We start from the raw sequence: 13,306 nt of genomic DNA on the forward strand, positions 1-13,306 counted from the left end.
TCGCCGGCCCCCTCCAGGAAGACGCCATGAATCATCGCTCGCTCGTCGCCGCCGTCTCGATGTCGGTCCTCGCCTTCGCGGCCTATCCGGCCAAGGCCGAGGAGGGGATGTGGACGTTCGACAACTTCCCCATCGCGCGGGCCAATTCGACGCTGGGGACGCATATCGACCAGGCGTGGCTGGATCGTGTGCGGCTGTCGTCGGTGAAGTTCGGCGGCTGTTCGGCCGGGATGGTGTCAGGCGAGGGCCTGGTCATGACGAACAACCACTGCGTGGCCACCTGCGTGGCCAACCTGTCGACCCAGGCCGTGAACTACGCCGAGACCGGGTTCACGCCGCGCGCCCGCGAGGACGAACTGAAATGCCCGGGCGGCACGGCCGAGGTGCTGACCGACATCAGTGATGTGACCGAGCGGGTGCGGGCGGCGGGCGCGGGCCTGACGGGGCAGGCCTTCAACCGGGCGCGCGACGCCGAGATCGGCCGGATCGAGCAGGAGGCGTGCGGTGACGCGACCGACAAGCGGTGTCAGGTCGTGACCCTGTATCGCGGCGGCCAGTTCAAGCTCTACACTTACAAGAAATACACCGACGTCCGTCTGGCCTTCGCGCCGGAGGATCGGGCCGCGACGTTCGGCGGGGATCTGGACAACTTCAGCTTCCCCCGGTTCGCCATCGATGCCGCCTTCATCCGGCTGTACGAGAATGACGCCCCAGCACGGACCCCAACCCACTTCCGCTGGAACGCCGACCGGCCGGTGGAAGGGACGCCCGTCTTCGTGACCGGCAGCCCGGGCGCGACGCAGCGTCTGCTGACCCAGGACCAGCTGTTCACGGTGCGCGACGTGGTCCTGCCGATGGATCAGTTGATCGCCTCGGAACTGCGCGGGCGGCTGATCCGGTTCTCGGAAGAGAGCGAGGAGAACGCCTTCATCGCCATGGATCCGATCGTGGGTCTGGAGAACACCTACAAGCGGGGTCTGGGCCGGATGCGCGCCCTGACGGATCCGGCCTTCATGGCGACGCGGGCCGAGGGTGAAGCGGACTTCCGGCGCCGCGTTGCGGCCGACGCCGCGATCGCCCAAACCGCCGCCGATCCGTGGGGCGCGCTGACGGCGGTCCAGCCGATCGCGCGCGAGCTCTATCCCGCCTACGCCCTGCTGGAAGGCGGGACGGGGATCGGAACGACGCCGGTGGCGGGCGGATCGCAGCTGTTCCTGTGGGCGCGGACGCTCGTTCGCGGGGCGCAGGAGCGGGCCAAGCCCTCGGCCGAGCGCTTGCCGGAGTTCGGCGATGCGCGCCTGTCGGCCGTGCAGTCCGGCCTGTTCGCCGAGCGTCCGACCTATCCGGCGCTGGAGCAGGTGCGGATGGAGTGGTGGCTGTCCAAGACGCGCGAATGGCTGACGGCGGACGATGGCCGGGTCCGGACGCTCCTGGGTCGCGAAAGTCCGGAAGCCCTGTCGGCGCGACTGGTCGAGGGGACGAAGCTGGCCGATCCGGCCGTGCGGCGCGCTCTGTGGGAAGGCGGTCTGGCGGCGATCGAGGCGTCGGGCGATCCGATGATCAAATATCTCCTGTCGATCCAGGAGCCGACCCGGGCGGTGCGCGAGGACTGGGAGACGCGGGTGCAGGCCCCGACCGATCAGGCCGCCGAACGCCTGGCGGCCGCACGGTTCGCGGCCTATGGCGACACGGTCTATCCGGATGCGACGGGCACGCTGCGTCTGACCTACGGCAAGATCGAGGGTTCGGACGTGCCGGGTCAGCGCTGGGGTCCGTTCACGACCTTCGGCGGGCTGTGGGACCGGGCGACGGGGGCCGCGCCCTTCGACGTGGCGCCGAAGCTTCTGGCCGCGCGCGACGAGATCGACCCGGACACGGTGCTGAACATGACCCTGTCGTCGGACACCATCGGCGGCTCGTCGGGCTCGCCCGTGGTCAACGCCGAGGGCGAGATGCTGGGAGCCAATTTCGACTCCACCGTCCTGACCCAGCGCAACGCCTACGGCTATGACCGCAACACCAACCGCAGCGTGATCGTGACGACGGGCGCGGTGACCGTGGCCCTGCGCGACGTCTACGACATGGGCCGGCTGGTGGAGGAGCTGGGGGTCCGCTGAGGCCCTTAACGCCGGTCCTCGTCAGGCAGGTCGAGCGAGTGATCCTCGCCTGCTGGCGCCGGATCGGCGTGGATGATCCTCGGCGCACGCGGGGCCGGCTTCGGCTGAGCGGGCGTCGGGGCCGCGTCGGGCTCGGCCAGCGACTTGCGAGCGGTGTCGAAATACTGCCATCCGGTCCAGACGGTGGCGATGGCGGCGAACCAGATCAGGCTGTCGGCGAAGAGCTGGAAATACGGCAGGTAGTCGAAGTCGAGGCCGAAGCCGTCCCAGTTGCGGGCGAACAGCTGGCAGCCCAGGGCGACCAGCTGGACGGTCGTCTTCCACTTGGCCAAGAGGGTGACTTCCAGCGTCACGCGACCGGCGATGGTCTCGCGCAGGGCCGAGACCGCGAACTCGCGGAACAGGATCAGGCCGCAGGGAATGGCGATCTGGGGCACCGAGCCACTCGTCAGAACGCCCAGGATAGCGCCGGTGACAAGAACCTTGTCGGCGATGGGATCGAGGATGGCGCCCCAGCGGGTCTCGGCATGCCAGCGGCGAGCCAGATAGCCGTCCACCCAGTCCGTCGAGGCGGCGACCACGAAGATGTAGAAGGCCGCGCGGTAGAGGCCGAACTGATCCTCGGGGCTCAGATAGGCCGACAGGATCGGCACCCCGCCGGTCGCCCCCGCCAGGATCAGGAACATCACCACACCGGCGACCAGACGCAGGCCGGTCAGGATGTTTGGGATCGGGTTGGCGTGGTGGGTGGGGGACATGGCGATTCCGTTGGCGAGCTGGCGAGACCACCATAGGCGGTCATCAGCGAACGCGCGCCTAGCTTAGCGGTTCAAACCGCGGCGCGCCTGTCAACTTGCGCAGGATGCCCTCGGCGATGCCGAAATGCAGTCCGACCAGCTCCAGGGTCCCGGCGGCTTCGCGCTCGGCGATCCAGGGGAAGGTGCGCAGGTTGCGGATCGAGAGGCGGACGACCGCCTCTTCGGACGCCTGCTCGACCTCGTTGGCGGGGACGGTTTCGGCGACGTGGCGGACGACGGGAGTGCCTTGGGCGATCCAGGGGGAGACGAAGTCCTGAACGCTTTCAGGTGCGCCGTTGCGCATGGCCGCGACGCCGCCGCAATGGGCGTGGCCCATGACAACGATGCGGCTGACCTTCAGCACCTTGACGCCGAACTCCAGCGCGGCAGAGACGCCGTGGAGCTGGCCGTCCGGCTCGTAGGGCGGGACCAGGTTGGCGACGTTACGGACCACGAACAGCTGGCCGGGGGCCGCGTCGAAGATCAGCGCCGGGTCCGCGCGGCTGTCGGAACAGGCCACGATCAGCGTGTGGGGCGTCTGGCCTGCGGCCAGGGCCTCATACTCGGCGCGGGCTTCTGGCCAGTGATCGGCGCGGAAACGGCGATAGCCGGAGATCAGGGGGTCATTGGACTCGTCGGTCATGCCTGCTGAATGCCCCAACCAGGCCGCGCCGCCAAGTCGGTCGGCGCGATGTGATCAGGGCGCGAACTGCGGATGGCGGGCGACGAAGACCTCGAAATTGTCGGGAGCGTCGGCGGACAGGGCCTTGGCGCGGGCGAGGTCCTCGGATCCGGCGGCGTCGCCCAGCGCGATGCGGGCCAGGCCTCGGCCATAAAGGGAGGCGATCAGGTTGGGGCGGTCGGCAAGCGCTAGATCGTAGGCGGACTTGGCCTCGGCGTAGCGCTCCATCTGCAGGAGGACCATGGCGCGGCTGTCGATGAAGCCGGCCTCGGCGGCGCCCGCGATGGCGGCGTCGCAATCGGCCAGGGCGCGGTCGAGGTCGAAGGCGGCGAGCGCCTGGCCCCAGCACACGTTGTTGAGCAGGATGGGGTCGCCGCGAGCTTCGGCGCGCAGCCGGTCGAAGTCGGCCCGGGCGCCGGTCACGTCTCCGGCCGCGGCTCGGGCGCGACCGCGCAGGGCCAGGACGTCGACGTTGTCGGGGGCGACGGCGATGGCCGCGTCGAGGGCGGGCAGGCCGGCGGCCGGATCGCCCTCCAGCCGGGCCAGACGCATTCCGGCGTCCAAGGCCAGATAGTCGGTCGCCGACTTCTCCAGGCGTTCGGCGATCAGGGCGCGGACTTCGTCGCGGCGATCCAGACGCAGGAGGATGCGCAGTTCCCGACTCGGACCCGCAGGGAGGTCCGGGGCGGCGGTCTTCAGGGCGCGGAAATCGACGAGGGCGCGGTCGAGGCGGCCGATCTGGTAGTAGGCCGCGCCTCGGCCCCAGAGCCCGGTGACATTGCCGGGATCGAGGCGAAGGACGACCGAATAGCTGACGACGGCCTCGGCTGGGCGCCCGTCGGCGAGCTGGACCGCGCCCTGGCCCAGGACGGCGTCGATGTCGGCGGGGTCGAGGTCGGCGGCGTGGTCGTAGTCTTCCTGAGCGCCGGCGAAGTCGTTGTTGTCGAGGCGGGCCTCCCCACGGGCAAGGCGGGCCTTGGCGTTGTCCGGCTCCAGTTCGACGGCGGCGTCGAGCAGGGCCAGACCGCCCTCCATGTCCCGAGCCTCGGTCAGGCGTTTGGCGCGCTCGATCAGGTCGTCGAGGTCGCTGTCGGCCGCGTCCAGGCGGCTGCGATCGGCGTCGGTGGCGACATAGGAAGCGGGCGCGCGGATGCGGACGACCGTGCCCGAGAGGTTCTCGTTGCGGGTTCGGGCGGCGGCCATGTCGGCGGCGGAAACTTCGTCGGTCAGGCTGGTCGTGGTGACGACGATGTCGGCGACGCCGTCGACGATCCGCGCCGTCCGCTCCAGCCGGTAGCCGCCCGCCTCGACGGTCTGGTCCGGGCCCTCGATGCGGAAACCCTCGCCGCCGTGGGGCAGGATGATCCGCGACCGGGTGCGTGAGCGGGCCGGATAGGTGTTGGTGTAAGGCGCGTCCTTCCAGGCGGCGAACAGGTCGGTGCGTTCGGCCTGGGTCGGCATGCCGAGCGCCGTGTCGGACAGGGAGAGGACCCGCCCGCCCGATCCCGAAACCCAGGCCATGCGGGTCGTGCCGGTCATCAGGAGGTGGAAGGTCTGGTCCCCCTCGTCATAACGAGTGTCGACGGAGCCGACCTTGATCTGCTCGTTGTCCTTGAAGGCCGAGAGGAGGAGGGTCTGAAGCTGAGCCGCCGGGATGTTGGCGACCTGCTGGCGGAAGGCGGTGGCGGCGTCGCCGGTGTAGGCGATGTCCATGTCCAGCCGGCCTTCGGCGTCCAGGCCGGACGAGGCGTCGAAGGTGACGAGGATGTCGGTGACGGCGGTCTCGGCCGGGGGCACGATGATCTCTTCGAGGTCGGAGCCGGCCCGGACAGGCAGGGCCCAGCCGAAGGTCGGCGGCTGGATCGTCGACAGGTCCCGATCGTCGACGCGGGTCCCGTCCAGCCAGTAGATCCGGCCGCCTACCGTGGCGCGGACGATGATGTGGTCGAACCAGGCCATCAGCGGCAGGCGCTCGTCCAGACCGTCGGACAGGCGGGTGCTGACCAGGGCCGGGACGGCTTCGATACCCAGGTTGTGGAGGAGGGCGATCAGGAGGGCGGTCTTGCCCTTGCAGTCGCCGTAGCGGGCGCGCCAAACGTCGTCGGCCGAGGCGGGGACATAGCCGCCCTCGCCCATCGACAGGGCGACGTAGCGGATCTGTTCCTGGACCAGGCGCAGGGCGGCGGCGGCCTGACCGGCCTGGGTCGGGTTCTCGGCGCGGATGCGGGCGATCTCGGCGTGGAGGGGGGAGTTCTCTTCCAGCACCTCGGCGCGAGCGTAGAGGGGAACCATCATGTCCGCCGCCTGGGCCCAGTCGCGGAAATCCGTGAACTGGACCGTGCGGTTGAAGTAGTAGCGGCGGGGCAGGTTGTCGGGCAGGCGCGAGGGCTGGAGGTCGCGCTCCTCGATTTCCAGCACCCACTGGTCGCCGACACGGCGGGGCGTGGCGGAGGCCCAGTCGCCGATGCCGCGGTAGCGCATGGCGAGGCTGGAGGGCCAGGTGGTGCGGGCGCGGTAGTGGTCGATGACGACCCCGACGTTCAACCCATCCAGGAGCTCGCGGTGCGGGGAGAGGACGCCGCCGTCGTCGTGGATGGTGAAGGCGGTCTCCAGAATGTCGCCGACGCGCAGGTCGCGGGGCTGGAGGGTGGCGGTCAGGACGCCGTCCAGCATGGAGGATTCGAGATTGTTCTCGCGGCGCAGGAGCTGGAACTCCTGACCGTCGAGGGCGTCGATGACCTGATCGCCGCGCAGGATGCGGACGGAGTGGACCTGGACCGACTGGCTGGGCGGGGCCCAGGAGGCGCTGATGGTGCTGAGGGAGCCCAGGCCCTGGGTCGTCTGGATGCGTGTGCGGCGGAGCGTATAGGTGTCCACGCCCTCGGCTGTGAAGCGGGTCTGCTCGTCCTGGGTCAGGATGCGGATCGGGGCGCCGTCGGGCGTCGAAGGGGTCGCGGAATCGGCCAGCGGCTGGACCCACGACGGGGTCGGGGCGCGTTCGACGTCCTGGGCGATCGACGGATTTCCGACGAGCAACACGATGGCCGCCAACGCCCAGACACACACGCGCACCATGCAGATCCCCTGTTTCCCGTCAGGGTTTAGCATGGAAAGCCCGCCGGGCCAGCCGTGGCGGGCCGGTTGCGACGGTGCGGGCCGGCATCAGGCCTTGCGGAAGAAGCCGTGGATGCGTTCGGCCAGGGCGCGATTGATGCCCTCGACCTTTTCCAGATCGACGACGGCGGCGCGGCCCACGCCCTTGGCCGAGCCGAAGGCGTGGAGGAGGGCCTTCTTGCGGCCGGGACCCACGCCCTCGATCTCGTCGAGCGGGTTCTTCTTGATGTCCATCGAGCGGCGCGTGCGGTGGGCGCCGTTGGCGAAGCGGTGGGCCTCGTCGCGCAGTCGCTGGATGTAGTAGAGGGCCGGCGACTTCAGCGGCAGCATGAAGGGCGGCTTGCCGGGAACGAAGAACCGTTCGAGGCCGGCGTCGCGGTCCGGACCCTTGGCCACGCCGACGGCCAGGATGTCGTCGAGACCGAGATCGGCCAGCACGGCCTGGACCTCGGCGAGCTGCCCGGCGCCGCCGTCGATGAGGAGGAGGTCGGGGCGGACGACGTCCTCGGCGCCCTCCTCCTCGTCCTTCACCAGGCGGGAAAAGCGACGGCGCATGACCTCGCGCATCATGCCGTAGTCGTCGCCGGGGGTCAGGTCCGTGCCCCGGATGTTAAACTTGCGGTATTGAGACTTCTGGAATCCCTCGGGACCCGCGACGACCATGCCGCCGACAGCGTTCGTCCCCTGGATGTGAGCGTTGTCGTAGATTTCGATCCGCTCGGGGCGGCTGTCGAGACCAAAGGCCTCGCAGACCTCGTCGAGGATTTTGCCCTGCGCCGACCCCTCGGCCATTTTGCGGCCCAGCGCCTCTCGGGCGTTGGTCAGGGCGTGGTCGACGAGGGATTTCTTGTCGCCGCGCATCGGGCGTTCGATGGAGACGACGCGGCGGCCGTCCGCCTCCTTGGCCTTCATGGAGAAGGCTTCTTCCAGCAGTTCCTTCTCGAACGGGACGATGTTGGAGAGGATCAGGCGGGCGACCGGCTTGTCCTCGTAGAACTGGCCGAGGAAGGCGGACAGGATTTCGGCGTCGGTGTCGGACTTGTCCACGCGCGGGAAATAGGCGCGGCCGCCCCAGTTCTGGCCGCCACGATAGAAGAAGACCTGGACGCAGGCCTGACCGCCCTCCGAGAACAGGGCGAAGACGTCCGCTTCGGCCACGCTGTCGGCGCTGACGGAGTTCTCCATGGCGATGGCGGACAGCGCCCGGATGCGGTCGCGCACGCGGGCGGCCTGTTCAAAGTCCATGGCCTCGGCGGCGGCGGTCATCTCCTGCGATAGACGGCCGATAACGGCGCGCGACTTGCCGCGCAGGAACAGCGAGGCCTCCTCGACGAGGTCGCCGTAGTCCTCGAGGCTGATAAGGCCGGTGCAGGGCGCGGAGCAGCGCTTGATCTGGTGCAGCATGCATGGGCGTGTGCGGGTCTCGTACACGCTGTCCGAACAGGACCGCAGGAGAAAGGCCTTCTGCAGGGTGTTCAGGGTGCGGTTGACCGCCCAGGTCGAGGCGAAGGGACCGAAATATTCGCCGTCGGTAGTGTGGGAGCCTCGGTGTTTCCGGACCTGGGGGGCGCGATGATCCTTTCGAATCATCAGTTCGGCGAAGGACTTGTCGTCGCGCAGGACGACGTTGAAGCGGGGCTTCAGCTTCTTGATGAAGTTGGATTCGAGAAGGAGGGCCTCAGTCTCCGACGCGGTGACCACCAGCTCCATCGAGCGGGTCAGCGAGACCATCAGGCCGATGCGCTGGGTGTGGAAGCGGCCTTGGGCGTACTGGAGGATGCGTTTCTTGATCGACTTGGCCTTGCCGACATAGAGGCAGGTCCCGTCCTCGCCGTACATGCGATAGACGCCTGGCTTGTCGGGCGCGCGGCGCGCCTCGTCGCGGATCAGGTCGGCGGCGACGAGCGGCTTCGAATCAGGGGCGGGCGTCTCCACGGTCATCGGGGGGAATATAGGCGTCCGGCGGCGATCTGTCAGAGCGGCTTGATCGGTTCCGGAGAATGACGGAGGTTCGCCGCGACCGGCGGGGCGCGCCGGGAACGAGGGACTACATCATGCGTCGCATCGTCATGGTTCTCGCAGCGGGAGGCCTGCTGGCCGCCTGTGGGCAGGAGGCGCAGCCGGTCGGGCCGGACGGCGCGCCGGCCCAGACACTCGACTACATCGACGCCGTGCCGATCGATAAGGACGCGCCCCCGCCGGTGGTTCAGCCGCAGACTGCTGACAAAAAGGAGGAGCCGGAGCAGGCGCGGGAAGAGGAGAGGGCGGAAGAGACCGCGGCGCCTGCGGCGGCGACCGTCGGTCCGGCGGCGCAGGCAACGCCCACTCCGCCTCGACCGGCCGCTCCAGCGAACGACGCCGCCGCGGCGACGCGCCGGGCGAACGAGGCCGTCGCGCCCCGGTCGGAGACCGAGGTCCCCTACAGCCCGAACTAGGCGTCCAGCTTTCCCTTCGCCTGATCAGCAGCGAAGACGACGTCCTTGTCCGGCTTGGACGACTTGCCGTCGGGTCGGTCGAGGCGCTGGAGGATGTGGCGGATGATGTTGAGGCGGGCGGTCTTCTTGTCGTCTGTGGCGACGATGGTCCAGGGGGCGTCCCTGGTGTGGGTCTCGGCCAGCATGCGGTCTCGGGCCTCGGTGTAGGCGTCCCAGCGGGCCTGGGCCTCGGCGTCAAGTGACGAGACCTTGAAGCGCTTCAGCGGGTCGGTCATCCGGTCGGCCAGGCGTTTGGCCTGTTCCTGCTTGGAGATGTCGAGCCAGAATTTGATCAGGATGATGCCGGAAGCGGTCAGCATCTTCTCGAAGCGCGGGGCGTCGTCGAGGAACTGTTCGTGCTGTTCCGGGGTGCAGAAGCCCATGACCGGCTCGACGCCCGCGCGGTTGTACCAGGAGCGGTTGAACAGGACGAGCTCGCCCGCCGCGGGCAGGTGGGGGGCGTAGCGCTGGAAATACCACTGGCTGGTTTCGCGCTCGGTCGGCTTGGGCAGGGCGACGACGCGGGTCTGGCGCGGAGAGGCGTATTCGGTGATCCGCTTCAGCGCGCCGTCCTTGCCGGCGGTGTCGCGGCCCTCGAAGACGACGAGGACCTTCAGTCCCTTCTCGATCGCCCAGGCCTGGGTGGCGACCAGTTCGATCTGGAGCGCCTCAAGCTCGGTGTCGTAGTCGTCCTTCTTGCCCATGGGTCTCGTCTCCGTGTCCGACCACGTTGCGATTTATTCACTGGCGCGTCGAGGGACCATGAATAGGCTCGCGCCATGATCATGACCCGCCGACAGATGATGGCCGCCGCGACGGCCGCCGCCCTGACCACCGCCACCGCCGCAAAGGCGCGGGACGACAACGGTCTGGACGCCGCCCTCCAGACCGCGTTCGACGGCGGGCAGACGCCGGCGCTCGGCGGCATGGTGGTGGGGCCGGACGGCGCGAGCTGGATGGGCGCGAAGGGCGTCAGACATACGGGCGGCGCTGCCGTCGGACCCGACGACCTGTGGCATCTTGGATCGAACACCAAGGCGATGACGGCGGCGGTCTATGGTCGGCTGGTGGACAAGGGGCAGGCGTCCTGGAGCGCGACGCTCGGCGAGGCCCTGCCCGACACGGCGATGGACCCGGTCTGGAAAGTCGTGCCCGTCAAGCAGATCATGGCCCATCGCGCGGGCTTGGCCGACGCCACCGCGCTCGGACAGGCCTGGCTGATGACGGCGCGCGCCGATCCGGCATCCCTGCCAGAGCAAAGGCGAGCGCTGACGGCGACGATGCTGGCCTCGCCACCGGCTGGCGCGCCCGGCGCCTTCGGCTACGCCAACAGCAACTATATCCTGATCGGCGCCATCATCGAGCGGATCACCGGAGGGTCCTGGGAGGACGCCATGCGGGCGGAACTGTTCGAACCGCTAGGCATCACGACCGGAGGCTTCGGCGCGCCGCAGGGAGACCAGCCATGGGGGCACGGCGCCGGCGAGGGCGTCGATCCCAGCGGTCCCGTGACCGACAATCCGCCGGCGCTCGGCCCGGCCGGGACGGTCCACATGAGCTTGTCCGACTATGGACGCTTCCTGCGGGTCTTCCTGAGCGACGGCGCCGGCTGGCTGAAGCCCGAGACGCTGGCCGTGCTGATGACGCCGGTCGGCGAGGGCGCGCCGCCTTACGCAGGGGGCTGGATCGTTCCGCCGGGCCAGCCGTGGGCGCAAGGACCCTGCCTGACGCACGATGGGTCGAACACGATGTGGTACGCGTCGACCTGGATCGCACCGGGGATCGGCAAGGCTTTCGTGGCCGTCTCGAACGACGCGCAGCGCGGGAGGTCGGCGTGCCAGGCTCTGATCCCGGGCCTCATTCAGGCGATCTGACGCAAGCCGCTGGTGGATCGACTTCGGTCCGGTCATGTTGATCGGACATGAAGCGCGATTTCGCCGATTTCTGGAACCTGATGTGGGAGCTGGCGCTGGGGGTCTGCGCGGCCTTCGCCCTGCTCAACGTCTTCGCCCCGCCGCAGGACCTGCCGTGGAAGCCGCTGGACCTGAACCATCCGGTCGGTCAGGCGACGGAGGCCAAGGTCGCGGACTTCGAAGTTCCCTTCGCCGCGCCGCCGGAACAGGTCCGAGGGGCGACCGACGCCTGTCTCCAGACGCTGAGGGACGCCGGGGTCCAGGTGCGGCGGGCCGATGACCGGGATGACGGCGGATTCTGCCAGGTTCGAGGCGCGGTCACGATCACCGGTGGGGCTGTGACGCCGCTGAAACCCGGCGGTCTGACCATGCAGTGCCCATTGGCCGTGCGCTATGTGATCTGGGATCGGCAGGTGCTGCAGCCGGCCGCGCAGTCGATCTATGGCTCCAGAGCTGTCGCGGTGAACAACTTCGGGACCTATTCATGCCGCCGCATCTATGGCTCCACCGACGTTCAGGACCGGCCCAGCGAGCATGCGCGGGCCAATGCGCTGGACGTCGCCTCGGTGACGCTGGCGGACGGCCGGACAGTGTCGGTTCTGAACGACTGGAGCGGACAAGGTCCCAACGGAACAGAGGGTTCCGGCTTCCTGAGGCGCCTCCGTGACGGGGCCTGCCGGGTGTTTTCGACGGTCCTGACGCCCGACTACAATGAGGCGCATAAGGATCATCTTCACCTCGATGGAGCCCCTCGGGGGCTGTGTGTGACCGCGCCTCGTCCATAGGGATCGCCCGGCGCACGAATCGTTTCCTGTTGACCGGGCTTTGCGGGTGGGGGAAAACACCTGCGCAATCCGGATTTCGCGTGGGGTCCAAACCTGCGTTCAGCTCCTTCTATGAACGAGCCTATCCAGATGGATTGTCGGGCCCCTCTGAAAGGGCGTCCGCCTGGAAAAGCGCGTTTATGGAGACGCAACAATGGCGACCGGTACGGTCAAGTGGTTCAACCCCACGAAAGGCTTCGGCTTCATCCAGCCGGAAAGCGGCGGCGCCGATGTGTTCGTTCACATCACCGCCGTTCAGAAGGCTGGCCTGACGGGCCTCGATGAAAACGCCAAGGTGTCGTACGAGCTGGAATCCCAGCGCGGCAAGACCTCGGCTGTCGACCTGAAGCTTCTCTGATCCAGCACGGATCAGGATCGCTGAAGTGATCTAGGCGGGCGCGGTTCCTTCGGGAGCCGCGCCCGTTTTGCTTTTGGAGCGATTGCTCCATTGGGCCAGGACGATGGCGGCGAGGACCAGGACGCCGCCGAGGGCCTGAACCGGGGCCAGGGTCTCGCCGAAGATCAGCCAGCCAAGGGCGGCGGCGACGATCGGCTGGATCAGGATGGTGACGGCGGTGATGGAGGCAGGCAGCTTGCCGAGCGCCCAGGCCACGCCCCCCTGACCGGCCACATGCATGACGCCCATGCCGACACAGGCGGCCCATCCTGCGGCGGTGGCGGGGATCATGTTTTCCCCCAGCAGCAGGGCGGCCGCGCCCATGACGGGGACGCCCGCGACCGTGGCCCAGAAGGTAATGCGCAGGGCGCCGGCGGTGGTCCGGGCCTGTTTCACCGTCAGGAAATAGCCCGAGTACCAAAGGGCGACCGAGACCGAGAAGATGTCGCCCAGCACCGGGTTGGTCCCCTGACCGGGCGCGGCGCCGGCCGCCATGGCGAAGGCCCCGCCCATGGCGAGCGCAAGCGCGACGATGAAGAGACGGGCGGGCCGCTCCTTGAACACGAACCAGCCGACCAGGGTGACGACGACCGGAGTGAGGTTGCAGAGGACCGTGGCGTTGGCGACCGAGGTCATGACGATGCCGTAGTGCCAGAAGCTGAGATCCATCGCGAAGAAGAGGCCGGCGAGGAGCATCCATTTCGACGGGCGGCCGAAGCCTTCGCCGCCGGGGCGGCCGATGAGGATCAGCAGGAGGGGGAGGGCGAAGAGCAGTCGCCAGAACCCCGCCGCCGCCGGGCCGGTTTCGGTCAGGCGCACGAGAATGGGCGCGAGGCCCAGGATGCTGGCGGAGACCAGCACCACGATCAGGGGGATCAGGCGGGAGGGGGCGGCGGCAGGCATGACGTCGCATACAGCTTACCCTCCGCCAGAGGGAGAGGGCTTGAGCGCCCGTGAGCATCGCGAGCGGACTTGCGCGAAAGGGTGA

Annotated in this window: 10 protein-coding genes and 1 pseudogene; 5 read left to right on the plus strand and 6 right to left on the minus strand. The window is 68.8% G+C overall.

Annotated elements, in window-relative coordinates:
- Window positions 1–107: 107 nt before the first annotated feature.
- Complete coding sequence (locus O5O43_RS01635; protein ID WP_348637154.1) at window positions 108–2,117, plus strand: S46 family peptidase; 2,010 nt, start codon at window positions 108–110, stop codon at window positions 2,115–2,117.
- A gap of 137 nt (window positions 2,118–2,254) precedes the next feature.
- On the opposite strand, the pseudogene pgsA reads toward O5O43_RS01635, so the two are convergent.
- The 4 genes and pseudogenes from pgsA to uvrC form a co-directional block, all read right to left on the minus strand.
- Window positions 2,255–2,875: pseudogene (gene pgsA / locus O5O43_RS01640) on the minus strand (CDP-diacylglycerol--glycerol-3-phosphate 3-phosphatidyltransferase); the annotation flags it as partial.
- Between the two features lie 58 nt (window positions 2,876–2,933).
- Window positions 2,934–3,557, minus strand: a complete 624-nt coding sequence (locus tag O5O43_RS01645; RefSeq protein WP_271085191.1) for a carbonic anhydrase — start codon at window positions 3,555–3,557, stop codon at window positions 2,934–2,936.
- A 54-nt stretch (window positions 3,558–3,611) separates the two neighbouring features.
- The gene (locus tag O5O43_RS01650; RefSeq protein ID WP_271085192.1) at window positions 3,612–6,671 is read right to left on the minus strand and encodes a DUF3857 domain-containing protein; all 3,060 of its coding nucleotides are present in this window, start codon (window positions 6,669–6,671) and stop codon (window positions 3,612–3,614) included.
- 87 nt (window positions 6,672–6,758) lie between these two features.
- Window positions 6,759–8,651: an excinuclease ABC subunit UvrC gene (gene uvrC, locus O5O43_RS01655; RefSeq protein WP_271085193.1), complete on the minus strand. Its 1,893-nt coding sequence runs from the start codon at window positions 8,649–8,651 to the stop codon at window positions 6,759–6,761.
- A 113-nt stretch (window positions 8,652–8,764) separates the two neighbouring features.
- Between uvrC and O5O43_RS01660 the strand changes: the two genes are divergently transcribed.
- Window positions 8,765–9,145: a hypothetical protein gene (locus O5O43_RS01660; RefSeq protein WP_271085194.1), complete on the plus strand. Its 381-nt coding sequence runs from the start codon at window positions 8,765–8,767 to the stop codon at window positions 9,143–9,145.
- Here O5O43_RS01660 and ppk2 read toward each other — a convergent pair.
- Window positions 9,142–9,888, minus strand: a complete 747-nt coding sequence (gene ppk2, locus O5O43_RS01665; protein ID WP_271085195.1) for a polyphosphate kinase 2 — start codon at window positions 9,886–9,888, stop codon at window positions 9,142–9,144. The two genes, O5O43_RS01660 and ppk2, sit on opposite strands and share 4 nt — an antisense overlap.
- A gap of 75 nt (window positions 9,889–9,963) precedes the next feature.
- Between ppk2 and O5O43_RS01670 the strand changes: the two genes are divergently transcribed.
- From O5O43_RS01670 to O5O43_RS01680, 3 genes are all read left to right on the plus strand, one after another.
- Window positions 9,964–11,058 (plus strand): serine hydrolase domain-containing protein, encoded by a 1,095-nt coding sequence (locus O5O43_RS01670; RefSeq protein ID WP_271085196.1) that lies wholly within the window; start codon window positions 9,964–9,966, stop codon window positions 11,056–11,058.
- 47 nt (window positions 11,059–11,105) lie between these two features.
- Window positions 11,106–11,882: an extensin family protein gene (locus O5O43_RS01675; protein WP_271085197.1), complete on the plus strand. Its 777-nt coding sequence runs from the start codon at window positions 11,106–11,108 to the stop codon at window positions 11,880–11,882.
- Window positions 11,883–12,075: 193 nt separating this feature from the next.
- Window positions 12,076–12,279 (plus strand): cold-shock protein, encoded by a 204-nt coding sequence (locus O5O43_RS01680; RefSeq protein WP_077356590.1) that lies wholly within the window; start codon window positions 12,076–12,078, stop codon window positions 12,277–12,279.
- 30 nt (window positions 12,280–12,309) lie between these two features.
- Here the strand turns inward: O5O43_RS01680 and O5O43_RS01685 are convergent, their stop codons facing one another.
- Window positions 12,310–13,221, minus strand: a complete 912-nt coding sequence (locus O5O43_RS01685) for a DMT family transporter (protein ID WP_271085198.1) — start codon at window positions 13,219–13,221, stop codon at window positions 12,310–12,312.
- Window positions 13,222–13,306: the final 85 nt, after the last annotated feature.

Source organism: Brevundimonas sp. NIBR11 (genome assembly GCF_027912535.1).
In the GTDB taxonomy this organism is placed as follows: Bacteria; Pseudomonadota; Alphaproteobacteria; order Caulobacterales; family Caulobacteraceae; genus Brevundimonas.